The 17,071-nt window shown below is 50.8% G+C and carries 17 protein-coding genes; 9 read left to right on the forward strand and 8 right to left on the reverse strand.

Annotation, left to right across the window (positions count from 1 at the left end; genetic code table 11):
* Nucleotides 1-12 precede the first annotated feature (12 nt).
* The 5 genes from udk to IPI86_RS04320 all read right to left on the reverse strand — a co-directional run bounded on the left by udk (nucleotide 13) and on the right by IPI86_RS04320 (nucleotide 3,112).
* Nucleotides 13-639: a uridine kinase gene (udk, locus tag IPI86_RS04300; RefSeq protein WP_345296841.1), complete on the reverse strand. Its 627-nt coding sequence runs from the start codon at nucleotides 637-639 to the stop codon at nucleotides 13-15.
* Nucleotides 640-705: 66 nt separating this feature from the next.
* Nucleotides 706-1,206, reverse strand: a complete 501-nt coding sequence (gene trxA, locus IPI86_RS04305; RefSeq protein ID WP_345296751.1) for a thioredoxin — start codon at nucleotides 1,204-1,206, stop codon at nucleotides 706-708.
* Nucleotides 1,207-1,256: 50 nt separating this feature from the next.
* On the reverse strand, nucleotides 1,257-1,454 hold the full coding sequence (locus IPI86_RS04310) for a DUF2892 domain-containing protein (RefSeq protein WP_345296752.1): 198 nt from the start codon (nucleotides 1,452-1,454) through the stop codon (nucleotides 1,257-1,259).
* A gap of 73 nt (nucleotides 1,455-1,527) precedes the next feature.
* Entirely contained in the window at nucleotides 1,528-2,202 is a 675-nt protein-coding gene (locus IPI86_RS04315) for a Crp/Fnr family transcriptional regulator (protein ID WP_345296753.1), read from the reverse strand.
* 58 nt (nucleotides 2,203-2,260) lie between these two features.
* Complete coding sequence (locus IPI86_RS04320) at nucleotides 2,261-3,112, reverse strand: DegV family protein (RefSeq protein WP_345296754.1); 852 nt, start codon at nucleotides 3,110-3,112, stop codon at nucleotides 2,261-2,263.
* Between the two features lie 197 nt (nucleotides 3,113-3,309).
* On the opposite strand from IPI86_RS04320, the gene IPI86_RS04325 reads away from it, so the two are divergent.
* The 9 genes from IPI86_RS04325 (at nucleotide 3,310) to gltX (ending at nucleotide 12,632) form a co-directional block, all read left to right on the forward strand.
* Nucleotides 3,310-4,383 carry a rod shape-determining protein gene (locus tag IPI86_RS04325; protein WP_345296755.1) on the forward strand — a complete coding sequence of 358 codons (1,074 nt, stop codon included), beginning with the start codon at nucleotides 3,310-3,312 and terminating at the stop codon, nucleotides 4,381-4,383.
* A gap of 38 nt (nucleotides 4,384-4,421) precedes the next feature.
* On the forward strand, nucleotides 4,422-5,258 hold the full coding sequence (mreC, locus tag IPI86_RS04330) for a rod shape-determining protein MreC (RefSeq protein ID WP_345296756.1): 837 nt from the start codon (nucleotides 4,422-4,424) through the stop codon (nucleotides 5,256-5,258).
* 17 nt (nucleotides 5,259-5,275) lie between these two features.
* Complete coding sequence (locus IPI86_RS04335; protein WP_345296757.1) at nucleotides 5,276-5,776, forward strand: hypothetical protein; 501 nt, start codon at nucleotides 5,276-5,278, stop codon at nucleotides 5,774-5,776.
* Nucleotides 5,773-7,977 (forward strand): penicillin-binding protein 2, encoded by a 2,205-nt coding sequence (mrdA, locus tag IPI86_RS04340; RefSeq protein WP_345296758.1) that lies wholly within the window; start codon nucleotides 5,773-5,775, stop codon nucleotides 7,975-7,977. The genes IPI86_RS04335 and mrdA overlap by 4 nt, the downstream gene beginning before the upstream one ends.
* A gap of 95 nt (nucleotides 7,978-8,072) precedes the next feature.
* The gene (gene minC, locus IPI86_RS04345) at nucleotides 8,073-8,753 is read left to right on the forward strand and encodes a septum site-determining protein MinC (RefSeq protein ID WP_345296759.1); all 681 of its coding nucleotides are present in this window, start codon (nucleotides 8,073-8,075) and stop codon (nucleotides 8,751-8,753) included.
* A gap of 22 nt (nucleotides 8,754-8,775) precedes the next feature.
* Nucleotides 8,776-9,573 (forward strand): septum site-determining protein MinD, encoded by a 798-nt coding sequence (gene minD / locus IPI86_RS04350; protein WP_345296760.1) that lies wholly within the window; start codon nucleotides 8,776-8,778, stop codon nucleotides 9,571-9,573.
* Nucleotide 9,574: 1 nt separating this feature from the next.
* Entirely contained in the window at nucleotides 9,575-9,826 is a 252-nt protein-coding gene (minE, locus tag IPI86_RS04355; RefSeq protein ID WP_345296761.1) for a cell division topological specificity factor MinE, read from the forward strand.
* Between the two features lie 116 nt (nucleotides 9,827-9,942).
* Entirely contained in the window at nucleotides 9,943-11,070 is a 1,128-nt protein-coding gene (locus IPI86_RS04360) for an FtsW/RodA/SpoVE family cell cycle protein (RefSeq protein ID WP_345296762.1), read from the forward strand.
* A gap of 80 nt (nucleotides 11,071-11,150) precedes the next feature.
* Nucleotides 11,151-12,632, forward strand: a complete 1,482-nt coding sequence (gene gltX / locus IPI86_RS04365; protein ID WP_345296763.1) for a glutamate--tRNA ligase — start codon at nucleotides 11,151-11,153, stop codon at nucleotides 12,630-12,632.
* Nucleotides 12,633-12,706: 74 nt separating this feature from the next.
* Here gltX and IPI86_RS04370 read toward each other — a convergent pair whose 3' ends face one another.
* From IPI86_RS04370 to IPI86_RS04380, 3 genes are read right to left on the reverse strand one after another with little or no spacing between them, the layout of a single operon-like run.
* Nucleotides 12,707-13,657, reverse strand: a complete 951-nt coding sequence (locus IPI86_RS04370) for a hypothetical protein (protein WP_345296764.1) — start codon at nucleotides 13,655-13,657, stop codon at nucleotides 12,707-12,709.
* 16 nt (nucleotides 13,658-13,673) lie between these two features.
* Entirely contained in the window at nucleotides 13,674-14,621 is a 948-nt protein-coding gene (locus IPI86_RS04375) for an ABC transporter ATP-binding protein (protein WP_345296765.1), read from the reverse strand.
* On the reverse strand, nucleotides 14,618-16,993 hold the full coding sequence (locus tag IPI86_RS04380; protein ID WP_345296766.1) for a hypothetical protein: 2,376 nt from the start codon (nucleotides 16,991-16,993) through the stop codon (nucleotides 14,618-14,620). The genes IPI86_RS04375 and IPI86_RS04380 overlap by 4 nt, the downstream gene beginning before the upstream one ends.
* Nucleotides 16,994-17,071: the final 78 nt, after the last annotated feature.

Raw genomic sequence — 17,071 nt, forward strand, 5'->3', positions numbered from 1 at the left:
AATAAAATATGATTATTTTAGTAACGATTCGATCCTTGCCACAACCATGTCGAGCGCGGCTACATTATGTCCGCCTTCAGGGATGATCACATCGGCATAGCGTTTTGACGGCTCGACAAATTCAAGATGCATCGGCCGCGCTGTTGCCAGGTATTGCGCGATGACTGATTCTGTTGTGCGACCACGTTCCGTAATATCGCGTTTCAAGCGGCGGATGAAGCGAAGGTCCGAATCGGTATCCACGAATAATTTCACATCGAACAATTTCCGCAGTTTTGCCTCAACAAAAATGAGAATACCTTCCACGAGGATCACATCCCGCGGGCTCACTGTAAAGGTTTGAGAGCCCCGTCTATCGGTGGTGAAATCGTAGATGGGCACTGCAACCGCATCTCTGTTTTTCAACGCGGTCACATGTTTGATCAGTAATTCGGTTTCGAGCGAATGCGGATGGTCGAAGTTCTTTACGTCGGTGCGTAATTCCGGGGGCAGTTTGGTCAGGTCTTTGTAATATGAGTCGTGTTGAAGATAAGCTATTCGATCTGCTCCGACTCGATTGAGGATTTCCTGTGCAACGGTGGTTTTTCCCGACCCTGATCCGCCTGCGATGCCAATGACCAATGGAACGTTATGACTCATATCGACGATTATAGCAAACAAAACGGCTCCGGGTGGACCCGGAGCCTGTTTCGCCGACGAAGGGCATTAGTTGCGCTTGAACCTTCCTGTCAGCGCCTGCCAGATGGGACAGCGATCATAAAAGCCCATAAAGGCAATGATCCCTCCGATCCCGGCGACCAGCCAGTTACCTGTGTTGATACCGATTATGACGAACAACAACCCAGCACCCAGCCTTAAGGAGCGGTCAAATGAAGTGAGCGGAACTTTGATTTCCCTGCCTTCCGCCACCGCTTCGAACATGGCACGATACCCTGCTTCATTTTGAGCACCGGTGACTCTCCCAATTTCCTTACCATTGCGGACGGTGAGCACGGTAGGGATGCCAAGGATGCGATACTGCTCCAGGACTTCGCGTGCTTCATCAGCATTGACTGGCATAAATTCGATCCTGTCGCTGTATTCCTTTGCCAGTTTTTCGAGGATTGGTTTGGTCATCATACACGGACTGCACCATGGAGCCCAAAAATCAATAATGACAGTTTTTTCTGCTTCTGATATCTTTTTCTTGAAATCTTGTTTGTTCATGGCTTGGTTTTTGGAGCGGACGAGAGATCGTCCGCTCCAGTTGAGGGTACTTAATTATTTGTGCTGAGTTTGAAGACGGAGTAGATCGGGCAAAAGGCAACAACGGCTGTGAGCAGGAATACCCCGCCGAGGACGACCAGCACGATGCCGAGCGTTCCGGTGACGATTCCGCCAAAATACAAATAGGCAAACACTGCAGCGAGCACGACACGGGCGATACGATCGATATTGGACATATTGCGTTTCATGGTAAATCTCCTTTGGTTGTTTGAAGTGATGCCCTCAGTATAGGAGATATGCCAATTCCTGTCCGTGACAATGTCACACAAGCGAATGGGATTCTAATAGCTCGAAATCCAGGACTTCGAGCTTTCCGCGCGTTGAGTGGATGCTGCCCTCACTGACGAAATCCTCCAGCAAACGGCTGATGACTTCGCGCGAACTCCCCAATTCTGCTGCGATTTCCTGATGGGTGATTTGAAGTGGGTTTTGTTTTCTTGCTCGATTCAGGATCAGCGCAGCAACACGCCGATCCATGCGGTGAAAAGCGACCTCATCCACAACTGCCATCATGGTGGAGAGTCGCTGTGATAACAGATCAAAGACAAATTCGCTCCACAGATTGTAATTTCGCACCCAGTCACGGAATTTATCCGCGGGGATCATCACCGCTTCAGCATCCTGCTCCACGGTTGCGATAGCAGGGAAGGTCTTTTGGCTGAGAATTGCGTTTGCGGTCAGAATGCAGGATGACCCGTTCCCAAAACGATAGAGGGTGATTTCGCGGCCTGTCTCGCCGATCTTGTAGACTCGCACCACACCGGAGATCAGCAGCGCAATGGCTTCAACGCGATCTCCCTCAAGAAAGACATCGCGGCCGGTGGGGATGCGCGCGAAGAAGGCCGCTTGTTGAAATTCGCGCTTAAAGGCTTCATCAACCTGTTGAAGGATGGGAAGGGCTTGGGAAATACGTTTGAATTGAGATTCGTCGATCATTGGTTTGAAACAAAGTTGAGAGCGCTTTTTAGGGCGCTCTCAATATTTTAAAAAAGAATTAGTCAGTCATAAAAGCCAAACCCACTGTGCCGGGGCCAGCATGTGTGCCCACTACGGGGCTAAGGTCTGTTACAAAAGTTTCGCTTGGATTCAACGCCTGCGCGGCACGATCCAGCAGGATCTTTGCGTCTTCGGCGGCATTTGCATGCACGGTGGCGAGGCGGATATTGGATTTCCCTTTCACCTTTTCAGAAACCAGTTCAAGGATGCGATCCTGTGCCTTGCCCTTTGTACGGATGCGCTCAACACCTTCCACACGACCATCTTTCAGTGCAAGGATCGGTTTCAGGTTGAGTGCCGAACCGATAAATCTCTGTGCCCCGCCGATGCGTCCGCCGCGATGCAGGAATTCAAGAGTGTCCACTGCGAAGAAAAGCCCGGCTTTTTCGTGCGCTTTTTCTGCGATTGCGGCGCATTCTTGCAAGCTTGCCCCGGCATCCATTGCGCGCGCTGCAGCAAGTACTTGAAAGCCCAGGGCCATCGATGTGCATTGACTATCGACCAGTGTGACCTTTTCTCCCGCGCTGCCCATCGTATCCTTGGCTTGCATAGCAGATTGCATGGTGCCTGAAAGTTTTGAAGAAATGAACATGCCCAACACATCCATTCCTTGATCTACAAGCGACTGGAAGATGGCTTGCATCTTGGCAGGGGTCGCCTGTGAAGTGGATGGCATTACTTTGGCTGTTTTCAAGCGTGTGTAAAATTCTTTCGGCAGGATGTCCACCCCATCCTCGAACATTTCATCACCCCAAACCAGGATCAACGGAACGACAGATATATTATGCTTTTGGACAAGCTCTGCAGGCACGTATGCAGTGCTGTCGGTGACAAGTGCAAATTTGGACACGGGATTTCCTCCGAACGATTGAGATTTGATGACAAGGCATTTTATCCCAACGGGGAGATTAAGTCATGGATTTTTCGAATCAGCTTACGGGTAGTTTGAAACGAGGGTTACATCCAAATAATCTTGCTTGTGGCTGGCATGGTATAATAGTACTATCTAGTCCAGTTTTGCATGAAATTTCACTTTAGGAGCCTATTTTGGCCTTCAACCCAATTAACTGGCTGTTAGGCCTTTTTTCTCTGGATATTGCCATAGACCTTGGCACCGCGAACACGCTGGTTCACGTTCGAGGGAAGGGGATTGTCATTAACGAACCCTCCTGGGTGACTGTTGACAAAAAACTTCGCCAACCTGTGGCAATTGGCCTTGAGGCTAAAGAGATGGTTGGCCGAACGCCGAGCAATGTAATGGTAGTGCGTCCAATTCGAGACGGGGTCATTGCCGAATTCGATGTAACCCAGGTGATGCTTGAATATTTTATTGGCAAAGTCCATGAACAGAGCATGGTGCCGCTTCCACGTCCGCGCGTGATCGTGGGTCTTCCCACTGGTGTAACGGAGGTGGAGAAGCGCGCTGTGTATGATGCGGTGATGGCTTCCGGTGCCCGCCAGGCGATGTTGATCGAAGAACCGATCGCGGCCGCGCTGGGAGCTGGTCTGCCCATCGGTGAGATTCGCGGCTCGATGGTAGTGGACATCGGCGGCGGTACCACTGAAGTTGCGGTCATGTCGATGAGCGGTGTGGTCTCTTCCCGTTCCCTGCGTGTGGCAGGCGATGAAATGGATCAGGATATTGTTCAATATCTTCGTAACAAATACAACCTGCTGATCGGTGAAGGGATTGCCGAGCAGGTCAAATGGCAGATCGGTTCCGCTTATCCGTTGCAGCCGGAAAAAACAATGGAAGTGCGCGGTAGGAATCTTGTCACGGGTTTGCCTGAAACTGTAGAAGTCTCTTCAGTCGAAATTCGTGAAGCCTTGATTGGTTCAGTGCAAGTCATCATTGATACGGTCCGCGATGCGTTGGATGAAATCCCGCCCGAGATCGTAGCGGACTTGATGGATATCGGTATTTGTCTTGCGGGCGGCGGGGCGCTTTTGCAAGGGCTGGCCGAACGGCTTACTGATGAATTGAAATTGCGTGTATGGGTGGCAGAGGACTCGCTGACTTGTGTTGTGCGCGGCGCTGCCATGATCTTTGAGGACCTTCCGACCTTTAGTCGTTATTTGGTCGGTCTGGAACGCGGCAGCACGCGTCACATTACTGGTTAATGGTTCCCCTGGCATTTATTGCCTGAGGAAAATAAAACATGAACTCCCGTTCTTTACAAACGACGATAATTTTTCTTGTCATAGGTGGGATATTAGCATTGGCATTTGGCGGCTTCTTTGGGCCGGCCTCCCGTCAATTCAGTTCCGTGCTGGTTGAATTTCAAACCTGGGTCTCTTCACGCTATCTCGGCGTTCAAGATTTTTTCACTGCGCCGCGTGATATCGTTTCGCTGCGCACACGTAATGTCGAGTTGGAGTCGCAGGTATCTCAATTGCAGGCACAAGTGATCGAATTGCAGCAGCGCGTCAATGAAACAGAAATCCTTGCTGCGCTGGTTGATTTCTCGCGTTCAAATCCAGAGAGCACTTATAAGGCCGCTGCCGTCATCGGCCGTGACCCGAGTCCCTTCCTGCATTACATCATCATTAACCGCGGTTCCAACGACGATATCCGTCGTGGTATGCCCGTGGTGACCAATCAAGGTCTGGTTGGTCGTGTGGATGCTGTCATTGCGGATGCCGCACGCGTGCAGCTCATCACCGACCCTGCGTCGGCGGTCAATACCTATTTGCAAAATGCAGATACGACCGCCATGGCTTTGGGCTCTGTCACAGGCGACGTTTCACTCAACATGATCTCACAGGATGCGATTGTACAGCCCGGCGATCTTGCCTTGACCTCTGGCCTGGGTGGCGGTTATCCTGCGGATATTCCCATCGGGCAGGTGATTACGCTCCGCAGCCTTGAATACGAACTCTTTCAACTGGCAACCCTCCAACCCGCCGTGGACTTTACCCGTTTGTCCATTGTTTTGGTCATCACCAACTTCCGCCCGGTGGATATTACTCCGCTCGAACCGCTTCCCCTCCCATAAATTATTAAATCCAAAGCATGCGAAATCTTATTGCATTCCCCTTGCTTGTGCTGGTGGTCATTTTTCAGTCATCCATCATTAGTCAGATCAAACTGCTTAACGGTTATGCTGACCTGATGTTGATTGTCCTTGCAGCGTGGGCATTGCAGGAACGGGTGAAATCCTCATGGCATTGGACCCTGCTGGCCTGTATCCTGCTTGGATTTGTTTCCAAAATGCCGTGGCCTGTTCAGGTTGTCGGATATTTGGCGGTGGTTTTTACAGCGCAAGTTATGCAGAGGCGCGTGTGGCAGGCTCCATTGCTCGCAATGTTTAGTGTTACACTCATTGGGACGATTTTCATGCACCTTTTGTCTTTTGCAGTCTTAAGCCTTTCTGGAACTACTTTTTCATTTTCTGCTGTGACTGGCTCGATCACCCTACCGAGTTTATTGTTGAATATTTTCTTTTCGATTCCGATCTATGCCCTGATGCGCGATCTGGCGCGCTGGGTTTATCCTTCCGAGGTTTACGAATGAGTAGTAATTCTGCATCACGCCCCGTCCGTTTTGAGACCTGGCGGCTCGCAACGATCTATGTTGTGGTGGCTCTTGTTTTTATAGCGTTCCTTGCCAGGTTGATCAGGCTTCAAATTTTTGAAGGGGCCAATTACAAAACCAGCGCCGTTGACAATTACACCTTTGAAGTCAGTGTGCCTGCTCCTCGTGGAATTATCTTCGATAGGAACGGCTACATTCTTGCGCGTAATGTTGCTTCTTATAATGTCATCATCACTCCCGCAAATCTGCCCGATGATGCTTCGGATATTCAAGCCATTTACCGTCAACTATCAGACCTTCTTGATGTCCCGGTAGGTGGCCGTGCGGATGATGAGACCTTGCTTGAGGACGCAAAGCTTTTCGGCCCATGTGTGCCGGGGCCGGGTATTACTCAGCTTGTTGCCTTGCAGGATTCGCTGGCGCCATATAGCCCAGTGAAAATTAAGTGCAATGTTTCAGTTGAAATTGCCCGCGTTGTGGAAGAAAAATCTGTGGATTGGCCTGGCGTCACCGTTGAGATCGAACCGATCCGCGATTATCCGACGGGTTCATTGACCTCTGCCTTGGTCGGCTTTCTCGGCCCAATCCCAGCCTCGCTGGAAGAGGAATTTCGCGCACAAGGCTTTATCCCCAATCGTGACAAGATTGGTTACGCCGGTGTCGAAGATTCCCTCCAGGAAGTGCTGGCAGGTAGAAATGGCCTGCGGGTTGTGCAAGTAGATGTGGCCGGGCAGGAACTTCGAAACCTTGAACCGCCCATTCCCGCCGTGCCGGGCAACAATGTAACCTTGACCATCGACACACGGTTGCAGGCAGTTGCCGAAGCCTCACTTATTCAAGAGATCAATTTCTGGAACGATTTTTTCGACACGATCCGCATTTCGAGCGGAGTGGTCATTGCCATGAACCCGAAGACGGGTGAGATTTTGGCGATGGTTTCCTATCCTTCTTACGAGAATAATCGTTTTGCGCGTTTTATCCCTTCATACTATTATGAACAACTAAGCCAGGACCCGCGCCACCCCTTGTTGAACAACGCCATATCAGCAGAATTTCCTCCGGGTTCGGTGTTTAAGCTGTCCACAGCTACAGGCGCCTTCAATGAAGGCGTGGTCGATTCAGATGACATCATCGACGCTCCTGGGCAATTGGAGTTGTGTGAAAAATTCAACCCCAATGATCCATGCACTGGCTTGAATACACGCCCGTTCGTTGATCATATTTTCGAAAAGAGGCCGGAGGGCTTTGGTCCCATCAGTTTTTTGCAATGCATCGCATATTCCAGTAACGTTTGTTTTTATAAACTGGGTGGCGGTTATGAAGATGAGATCGAACAGGGCTTGGGTATCGAGCGCCTTCAACAATACGCCCGCGCACTCGGCTATGACCAGCCCTCCGGAATCGAGTTGAAGGGTGAACAGGATGGCCTGATCCCTGACCCGAAGTGGAAGCGCATCAACACCGGCGAGAACTGGTCCACGGGTGATACTTATATTGCGAGCGTGGGACAGGGGTATGTGCTTGCAACTCCGCTTCAGATTCTGATGTCTGGTGCCACGATCGCAAATAATGGCAAGTTGATGCAGCCTACGATCATCCGCGATGTCACGGATGGTGATGGCAAGGCAGTGGAAACATGGTTTAACCCGGACCCGGAAGTTTTCATCGCAACAGAATTTGAGGTACCAGGCAGTTATCAGATTTCTCCCTTTACACCCAATTTGAAATGGGATGTGACTGTAACCCCTCTGATTCAAAGTTATTCATGTGACGCCGGGTATTGTGACCTGAATGAAAATGACCTCAAGATCATTCGTCCCGAGTCGGTTGCAGCAGTACGTGCTGGTACAAGGATGGCAGTGACGGATCCATTTTTCGGCACACTCTACGATGTGTTCAATGATTTCCCGATCGCTGTCGCAGGCAAGACCGGGACCGCTGAATATTGCGATGACGTGGCGCGCAAGGCAGATCAATGCGACTTCGGCAAATGGCCCACACACTCCTGGACATTAGCCTATGCTCCATATGAAGACCCCGAGATCATTGTCGTGGCGTTTGCATATCACGGCGGGGAAGGTGCCAGTGTGGCCGCCCCGATCGTTTCCCGTGTCATCAAGGCTTATTTTGAGTTCAAGGCGCTTGATATTGCACAGGGAAATCCTTCATCAGGCCAGTAGCAGTGAGTCCTCTTGAGTTGCATTTCTAGAACAATAAATTCATTTAACTCGACACGTCAGGTATAATTCAACACGTTATTTGGTCAATGAATAACATGGAGCAAATTACTTCTCTGGTTCAGATCAAAGGTATTCGTGATGGCCTCCTCGCGACGTTTTCAGAAGCGCCGTGGGAGGACCAATGTGTTGCCTTGCTGACTCAAATTGACGATCGGCCTTCTTTTTTTCAAGGCGCGCGGCTTGCAATGGACGTCGGTACCCAGGTCTTGAAGGTGAATGACCTGGTTGATTTACGTGACCGCCTTTCAGAGCGTAATATTGCCCTTTGGGCTGTGGTCAGCGAGTCGCCAACCACGGAACAGACTTCACAACTGCTTGGCCTTGCCACCCGTATTTCGAAGCCGAGGCCGGAAGAACAGCGTCAGGTCGCAGGTTCGATTTCGGATGACACTGCCCTATTCATCAATAAAACGCTTCGTTCTGGAACGCGGGTCGAATTTCCGGGGCACATCGTCATCGTTGGTGATGTAAACCCTGGCGCGGAAATCGTTGCGGAAGGAAATGTGGTTGTGTGGGGCAGGGTGCGAGGTATGATCCACGCCGGAGCAAAAGGGAATCGCTCCGCTTTCATTTGTGCACTCGATCTTTCGGCGAATCAACTCCGTATTGCCGATGAAGTCTCAGCCATGTTGAAGCCTCAAAAAGATCCCCGGCCGGAAATAGCCACCATCAATAGTGAAGGACGATTGCAGGCCGAACTTTGGCACGTCGGTTAAATAATCTACTTTAGGAAATAATATGACTGCTCAAGTGATTACTGTTACCTCTGGAAAAGGCGGCGTTGGAAAAACCACTGCTGTCGCGAATCTTGCCACCGCACTTGCTGCAGATGGCAAAAAGGTTGTCTGCATTGATGGCGATATCGGTCTGCGTAATCTCGATGTCATCATGGGACTTGAGAATCGGATCGTTTACGATATTGTCGATGTGATCGAAGGACGTTGCAAATTAAAGCAGGCGATGATTCGCGACAAGCACCACCCGGATATGTATCTGATCCCAGCTGCGCAGACACGCGATAAGAATGCGGTCTCACCTTCAGACATGGTGCGCATCTGCAATGACCTGCGGCCTGATACTGATTTCATTATCATTGACTCACCCGCGGGCATCGAACGCGGCTTCCGCAATGCCATCGCCGCCGCAGACCGTGTTTTAGTAGTGACCAATCCCGAGGTCAGCGCAGTGCGGGATGCGGATCGTGTCGTCGGAATTTTGGAAGCAGAAGAAAAAAGCAACCCGGCGCTTATTCTTAATCGGTTGAATCCAACCTTGGTCAGGAATAATGACATGCTCTCTGCAGAGGATGTGCTTGACCTGCTTGGCATTCAATTGATCGGGATCGTGCCTGAAGATGAATCCGTTATTATTGGTTCGAATCGCGGCGCGCCCGTTGTCACCGATGCAAAAAGCCGTGCTGGCCAGGCTTTCCGCAATATCGCAAAACGCATTCAAGGTGAGGCTGTGCCCTTTATGGACCTTGAACAGCAGGGCGGTATTTGGGGCGCCATACAAAAACTGACTGGGAGGAAGTAGGATGAACTTCTTCACGCGAAAACGAAGCGCCACAAGCGCAAAAGAACGTTTGCAACTGGTACTGATCCATGACCGCACAGACCTGACCCCGGCCCAGTTGGAAGAATTAAAGGATGACCTGCTCAAGGCCATTTCACGCTATATTGACATTGATCCTGATGCCGTGCAAATCGGATTGGAACGCGACGGCCGCTCCCAGCGGCTGGTGGCGGATATTCCCTTGAGGAGTGCATCCCGCCATCACGCAGGTTGATCTGACGATTGCTGAAAAGCACGGATCGACCTGGCTGGGTGCCTTGGTTGTAATCCGTGCTTTTTTGTATCCCCGCGCTGAGCGTAGTCGAAGCGCATTTGGTATGGAATTAAATTATGAACCGCGATTTTTCCTGGCGAAATTTTGACTTTATTTTATTGGGCGCGATTGTGCTGGCCTCTTCTTTTGGCACGGCCATGATTCGTTCCGCGGTTGCGGGGAATGAGGTTTTACAGCCGTTGATTGTCCGCCAGGTGTATTTTGCTTTGCTTGGTGTGGTGCTTATCTTTTTGGTTGGTTCAGTGGATTATCGCTACTGGCTGGCCTTGCATCGTCCGATCTATTTTGGAATGATGGCCTTCCTGATCACGTTGACTGGTTTTGGTCAGTCTGCGTTTGGTGCCCAGCGTTGGTTCACTGTGGGTGTGCTATTTCTCCAGCCGACGGAATTTGCCAAGATTGTTGCGATCATCGTGCTGGCACGTTATTTTGAAGTTGCACAATATCAACCCCGTGATCTACGGTGGGCATTTGGCGCGATCCTTTGGGCGTCGGGCATCATCATTATGATCCTTTTACAGCCAAACTTGAGTAACGTGCTGTTACTGTCTGTTATTCTTGCAGTGATGTTGTGGATCAATGGAGTACAGGTCAAGCATGTGCTTTCCGCTGTTGGGATCGGTGCTGTCACTGTATTGGCTCTGGTGATTCTCTCTGTGCTTGGTGTTCGTATTCCGTTCCTGCAGCCTTATCAACAGGAACGTATCGTGAACTTTGTAGTGCCAGACCCCAACGATACTTATGGCAATCGTTACAACGTGCAGCAGGCTTTGATCGCTGTGGGCGCAGGCGGTGTTTTTGGCGAAGGCTATGGCCATGGCACTCAAACCCAGCTGCGCTTTTTGAAAGTCCGCCATACTGACTTTATCTTTGCCGCCAGTTCCGAGGAATTTGGTACGGTAGGTGGCGCGTTAATCATTATTACGCTTGGGGTTATCGTTTGGCGCTGTATCCGTGCCGCGCAAAAAGCGCGCGATGTTGCAGGCGCCACGATCTCAATGGGCGTTGCGACCTTGATCTTTTTTCAAGCGGCAGTGAATATTGGAATGAACTTAAACCTGCTGCCAGTTTCTGGCCTTCCGCTGCCCTTCATCAGCTATGGCGGCAGCGGTCTGACCGCACTCATGCTTGGAATTGGCCTTGTCGAAAGTGTCGTCATGCGCCACAAGCAAATGGAATTCTAACCCTCAACCTTCAACTTTTACCCTTCCAATTTTTAAACCCTCACTCATTCAAGCCTCGCCAACTACAAAGGAGCCTCCCCTTGACCATTAAACCCGCACGCACTCGTTTTGCGCCCTCGCCAACAGGACACTTGCACCTTGGCGGCGCGCGTACCGCATTGTATGCTTATCTGCTCGCAAAGAAAACGGGCGGACAATTCATATTGCGCATCGAAGATACTGACATAAAGCGTACAGTCCCTGGATCCGAACAGGAGATTATGGACGGCTTGCGCTGGCTTGGTCTTCAGTACGATGAAGGTCCTGATATCGGTGGAAAGTTTGGTCCCTATCGCCAGACCGATCGCCGTGAACTCTATCAGGCACACGCAAAAGCCCTCGTCGACAGCGGCCATGCCTATCCCTGTTTTTGCACCGCCGAACGCCTTGACAAAGTTCGTCAGGAGCAGATGAAACGCAAGGAAAATACGCACTACGATGGAACCTGCCGCGCACTTGCTCCCGATGAAGCTGCAAAACGCATTGCCAATGGCGAACCGTACACCATCCGTTTCAAGGTGCCGCATGATGGCGCCACCGTGGCGCATGACCGTCTGCGCGGCGATATCACCACCGAAAATAAGCAGCTCAATGATCAAGTCATTCTTAAAACCGATGGCTTGCCAACTTATCATCTCGCTGCGATGGTGGATGATCATGAAATGCAAGTGACTCATGTTATACGTGGCTCTGAATGGCTCGGCACTTTTCCCTTGCACGTAAACATTGTCCGCGCTTTTGGCTGGGAGGAGCCTGTTTGGGCGCACCTCTCTATTTTCCTTAAGCCAAGCGGCAAAGGCAAAATGTCGAAACGTGATGCGCCCGATGCAATGAAAGATGGATATTCGGTCTTCATCAAAGACATGCAAGACCTCGGTTTCACTCCCGAAGGTGTGTTGAACTGGTGTGCGTTGATGGGCTGGGGCGTTGCCGAAGACGATGTGATGACTCTCGATCAAATGGCGGACCGCTTCACCATTGACTCGTTGACTCCCTCTCCCGCCGCTGTCAACTTCCAACGGCTGGATCATTTCAACGCGACACACATCCGCCTCTTCACGACCGAAGACTTGGCCGCCCGCATCAAGCCTTACTTTACCCGTGAGGGACTCAACGTGGATGACGGCGTTCTTCTGAAGATCGTGCCGCTCATTCGTGAGCGCCTCACCACGCTGGATGACTGTCTGTCGTTTGGAAGTTTCTTCTTCAAAGAGAATGTGACGCCCAACCCAGAGGACCTGATCGCCAAAGGATTGGATGCGAAGCAATCGGCGCAGATCGCTCAAAGGGCGTACGAGATTCTCGCGGCGCAACCAGATATCAGTCACGAAAGATGCGAGCCGCCGCTGCGGGCTTACGTCGAGGAGAGTGGACTCAATGCCAATCAAGTCTTCGGTATTCTGCGCGTAGCCACAACAGGGCAAAAAGTCAGCCCTCCGTTGTTTGAGAGCATGGAGATTGTCGGCAGAGAGAAATGCCTTGCGAGGATCAAAGCTGCGATCGATATTTTGGAAAAGATGTAAGAGACGAAAAGTCCCGCTACAAACGTAATGGGACTTTTTATTTGCCGACTTTTATTCTTGAGATGATATGCAAACTAACGATCAGGGCGGTTTACAAAGCGAATACTTAGCGCGATCAATAGTGCCGTCATGACGGCGTGGAAGGCCGTGTAAATGATCCATGGGGAGGGCAGAGGAAATGACATGGTTCCGAACATGCCGCTGCTGGTCATGAAGAGACTTTGATCGCTGATCAAGATCGCTTCACTGACGACAGCCGCAAAGAGCGGATTTGTGGAAAAAAGGAACCATGTCGTGACATTCATGATATTTTCTGTGACGGAGGTTTGGAAAATATTCGACGAATCGAGAATGCCTGTGAAAACGATCAGCAGAATGAATATCAAGACCTGCACAATGAACGAAAGCATAATGGCTGCATAAGATGATACGGTCGAAACCAGGGTGCGATTTGTAAAGCTTGAGAAGAACAATCCCAATGCGCTGAAGAAAAACACAGAAACCACCAGCATCAAAATGGAGATTGCCATCTCGGCCATGCCCACGCCGCCCAAAAAGAAGGACATGCTTTGCACGGGAATGGCGGTGAAGATAAGCAGAAGTAGAAAAACAACCGCCGAACTGAGTTTGCCAAATACCAATGCGCTGCCTGAAAGCAGGGACGTGCGCAACAGATCAAAGGTTTGGCGTTCGCGTTCGGAGGAAATTGCGCCAGAAGTGAGGGCGGGGCCAATAAAACTTACCATGAGCAGTTCAAGCAAAACCACGGTGCTGAAGATGACCTTTCCCACCACTTGCAAATAGCCTGGGTCACCTGCTGATAAGCTACCGTCTACGCTTAGAAAGAGATAGACGAGGCCGATAAAAAAGCTGATCAGTGCGAGATATGAACTAAGGAGGATGAATCCCTGCCTGCCGCGCATGCGGCCTTTTAATTCTTTTGCAATGACGGGATTATCCAGCAAACTGCTGAGCAAATTCGGTCGGGTGGGTTTGTCTTGTACGGGCGGCGCGGATGATTCCATGGATGATCCCTTTGTGCTACGACACAATGCCTTTGGTCGTGCGCATGAATACCTCTTCGAGGTTTTTTGTCTCTTCGCTGAAATGCACCACGGGAAATCCCTGTGACAGAAGTTTCGCCAGCAATTGATGGATTGCTTCATCGTCCCCGACAAAATCTACTTCGATGGTGGGACGGTCGGTGTTTTCAAGCAGACGTGCTTCGGCAACGCCCGCGCTGGATTGCAAGGCGATCTGTACTTCCTGGGCGCGGTCAAGCAGACCGATGCGGAGCTGGCGATGCGGCATGACGCGTTCACTCAATTGCTGCAGGGTCCCGATCGCCACCAGTTTTCCGTCTTCGATGATGCCGACGCGTGTGCACAGTTCGCTGACATCTGCGAGGATATGACTGGAGAAGATGATGGTCTTGCCGAGGCGCGCGATTTCGAGCAGCAATTCGCGGATCTCAACACGCGCACGCGGGTCAAGACCTGAGGCGGGTTCATCCAGCACGAGAATGCCTGGGTCGTGGATCAAGACTCGGGCGAGTCCGAGGCGTTGTTTTAATCCAGTGGAAAGGGTGTCGACCATGTCATCGCGGCGATGCCCGAGGTCGACAAGCTCAAGCAGGTCGGTGATCAAACGTGTACGTTGATTCGGCGGGACCTTGTAGCAGGCTCCAAAGAAATCGAGATATTCCTGCACGGTCATATCGCCGTAGACGCCGAACGAATCGGGCATGAACCCGATGATGCGGCGTACTTCGTTTGGTTGTTTGCGGATGGAATATCCGCCGACGAAGATCTCGCCTTTATCGGGTTTCAGCAAAGTGACAAGCATGCGCATGGTGGTGGTTTTGCCTGCGCCGTTTGGCCCAACCAGACCGAAAATTTCTCCGCCATCGACATTGAAGCTGATGTTGTTGACGGCGAAACGTTTGCCAAAATGCTTGCACAGGTCTTTGATCTCGATAATGTGACTCATGGCTGCACCGTCAATGTAAAGTTGACTGCTGTGATCTCAACGTAGTCATTTGGGTCGCCGCTGAGATTTATTCTGATCTCACCATCCATGCCTACATATTGCCACGGGTCGGTGACGTCGGTGGAGTAAAAAGTCAGTGGGATGAGTGTCCATGTTTGGGTTTCGAAGTTCCAAAGTGAGGCTTGGATTTTATCGGGTGTCACCGATCCTTCGATGTTCAATGCCAGCGACTCCACTGTTCTGAAACGCACCGCTTGAGTGGGTTGGAAGCGCATGGTGTAGCCTTCGTTGGACATATTGTAATAAGGTGTGGTGATCGTGTCGCCGAGGGAGGATTCCCACGAAAAGATGCTGGAGGTCAACATTAATTTTCCAGGCTCGGTCTCGACTTTGGGATTGAGCTTTTCAAAAAAGAGCATGGTGTCGACCGCTTCCTGCTGTTGATCTTGAAGGCCTGTGGGCGTGGAAATTTCATCGATCCAACCCATGAGATAAACACCCGAATTGACATGGACGCTGCCGTTGCTTGTACCCGTATTTGATTGGAAGAAGGAAGTCTGTCGTTTTTTGTCAGGGTCGCTATTTGAGTAGGGAGTATAGGTATCCATTCCCAGCGTTGTCAGGATTGAGTATTGACTTGTTGCAACCGTGTTTGAGTTGTTTATCAGGGATTGCTTTACTTTTTTTGTTTCACCCGCCGCAAGGTCGCCGAGAGGGGTCCACGCACTTGAGGTAATGAGGACTGCATCCTTGATGGTGTACTCGCCTGTATTTTGGATTGTTCCAGAGAGAGCAGGGATCTGATTTCCGAGGGTGAGGATCAGGTCGCTTTGAATCGACAGCGCGGGCATATATCCGTTTGCGCCGACGATTTGCATCCCGCCGATCTCCACGCGCATATCCGGCAGGGTGGTTCCAGATTGACCTTGAATGGACAGCCAATTGTCATTGCCTTGTAAATTTCCGCTTGTATTTTGGATCGGACGAAGCAGGAATTGCTCCTGAGTTTCCACGGTGTAGGCGGTACGGCTCGGCGAATACACCCCAACCACGGCGCTGACTTGTGTTTGCTCAACTCCCTCCCAGCCTTGTACAAGCATGAGACGATTCAATATGGGACGAATACCGCGATACGCATAGCCTGAGAAGTAAGCGAGGGCGGTAAAGAGGATCACCAAAACAGGAATCGTGATCCAAGCCAGTTCAGTCCGTTTGATGCGGCGCAGGAAAAAGTAGTTTAGCGGACCGATGACGAACACATATAACCCAAGCCAGCAGCAGATATAAACAAACGATGGAAGCGCCAACTCGGGCAGCGCCGACAGCGCGTCATTGACTTGATACGAATCCCAGTTGCCGTCTGCCCAAATGGGCCGCGGTGATTTGAAGCCAAGCAGGTGGTCGTAGATCATTCCCATGCCGCCCCATTCGCTGAGCGGTTTCAAGCCCGGGTCCGCCGCAAAAAAGTAGACTTTGCCAAAACCGATCTGTTTTTCAACCAGCAAGGGAATTCCGCTTTGTTCAACGAGCACACTCGCGCCTTCCAGAGTCTGGCCGGTGGCCAAAACGGTTTCCTGTTCTTCGAGCAGTGGATATTTGGAATAGGTGGAAAGGGCGGTTAGCGTTGCAACGTTTTTGGTGGAAGTGAGTTTGACGGGCAAAATCCCATCCAAACCGGCGCTGCCTGCCTGCCAGTGGATTCCGCCTGTGACGAATAGTTTGCCGCCTTTTGCCAGCCATGATTTCATGGCCTGTTTTTGTTCGGCGGTGAGTGTGCCCGTATCCACATTGGAGATGACCAGCGCATCCATTGCGTCCCAGCCTTGCGCCTGATCGGGCAGGTCTTCAATATTTAGCTGCGCAGTTTGCACATCATTTGTAAGCGGAGAAATATTATTCAAAACAGAAAATGCAGACGGTTTGTCCGACACGACACCGATGAACAGTGTTGTGTTGAATGAGCAATTCACATTGAGATTTGTTCTTGCGAGCGTTTTATTCCCCTCGAGAACATTCACTGAGAAATTGCGAGTCGACCCGTCAATATATACATAAATAAAGAATTCCTTGCGTGAAGTGGCGGGCAGGGAAACATCCACCCCATATACCGATTGCCCGTTCATGTCGTTTTTGTAGGCGGCTTGCACACGTGCTTCAACGTCGGCGCCTGTGTTTTCCACCATTACTCTGACGGGCAGCCACGTGCCGATCTTGCAGAAATTAACGAGTCCAGCTTTGGCATTGATCGTGATTTCCCCTTGTGTTTGCGCAGATGCATTTATTCCCGCCAAAGGAGTGATCAATGAAATCAAACAAAACATCACAAGGATGGCTATTCGTTTTTTGATTCCCGTTCGATATTGAAGGTTCAAGCGTATTCTCCAAGGGTTGGTTAATGGTGGAATCATATCATATTTGGTTTGTATCTTTACGGGCGGTCTCCATGTATA

Origin of the sequence: Candidatus Villigracilis affinis, assembly GCF_016705895.1 — a bacterium.
GTDB classification, from domain to species: Bacteria; Chloroflexota; Anaerolineae; order Anaerolineales; family Villigracilaceae; genus Villigracilis; species Villigracilis affinis.

Coding starts and splice junctions, on each gene's coding strand:
- trxA (WP_345296751.1), bottom strand. CDS start 1,206: ATGAACAAACAAGATTTCAAGAAAAAGATATCAGAAGCAGAAAAAACT.
- minD (WP_345296760.1), top strand. CDS start 8,776: ATGACTGCTCAAGTGATTACTGTTACCTCTGGAAAAGGCGGCGTTGGA.
- IPI86_RS04370 (WP_345296764.1), bottom strand. CDS start 13,657: ATGGAATCATCCGCGCCGCCCGTACAAGACAAACCCACCCGACCGAAT.
- minE (WP_345296761.1), top strand. CDS start 9,575: ATGAACTTCTTCACGCGAAAACGAAGCGCCACAAGCGCAAAAGAACGT.
- IPI86_RS04360 (WP_345296762.1), top strand. CDS start 9,943: ATGAACCGCGATTTTTCCTGGCGAAATTTTGACTTTATTTTATTGGGC.
- IPI86_RS04315 (WP_345296753.1), bottom strand. CDS start 2,202: ATGATCGACGAATCTCAATTCAAACGTATTTCCCAAGCCCTTCCCATC.
- IPI86_RS04375 (WP_345296765.1), bottom strand. CDS start 14,621: ATGAGTCACATTATCGAGATCAAAGACCTGTGCAAGCATTTTGGCAAA.
- udk (WP_345296841.1), bottom strand. CDS start 639: ATGAGTCATAACGTTCCATTGGTCATTGGCATCGCAGGCGGATCAGGG.
- mreC (WP_345296756.1), top strand. CDS start 4,422: ATGAACTCCCGTTCTTTACAAACGACGATAATTTTTCTTGTCATAGGT.
- minC (WP_345296759.1), top strand. CDS start 8,073: ATGGAGCAAATTACTTCTCTGGTTCAGATCAAAGGTATTCGTGATGGC.
- mrdA (WP_345296758.1), top strand. CDS start 5,773: ATGAGTAGTAATTCTGCATCACGCCCCGTCCGTTTTGAGACCTGGCGG.
- IPI86_RS04335 (WP_345296757.1), top strand. CDS start 5,276: ATGCGAAATCTTATTGCATTCCCCTTGCTTGTGCTGGTGGTCATTTTT.
- IPI86_RS04310 (WP_345296752.1), bottom strand. CDS start 1,454: ATGAAACGCAATATGTCCAATATCGATCGTATCGCCCGTGTCGTGCTC.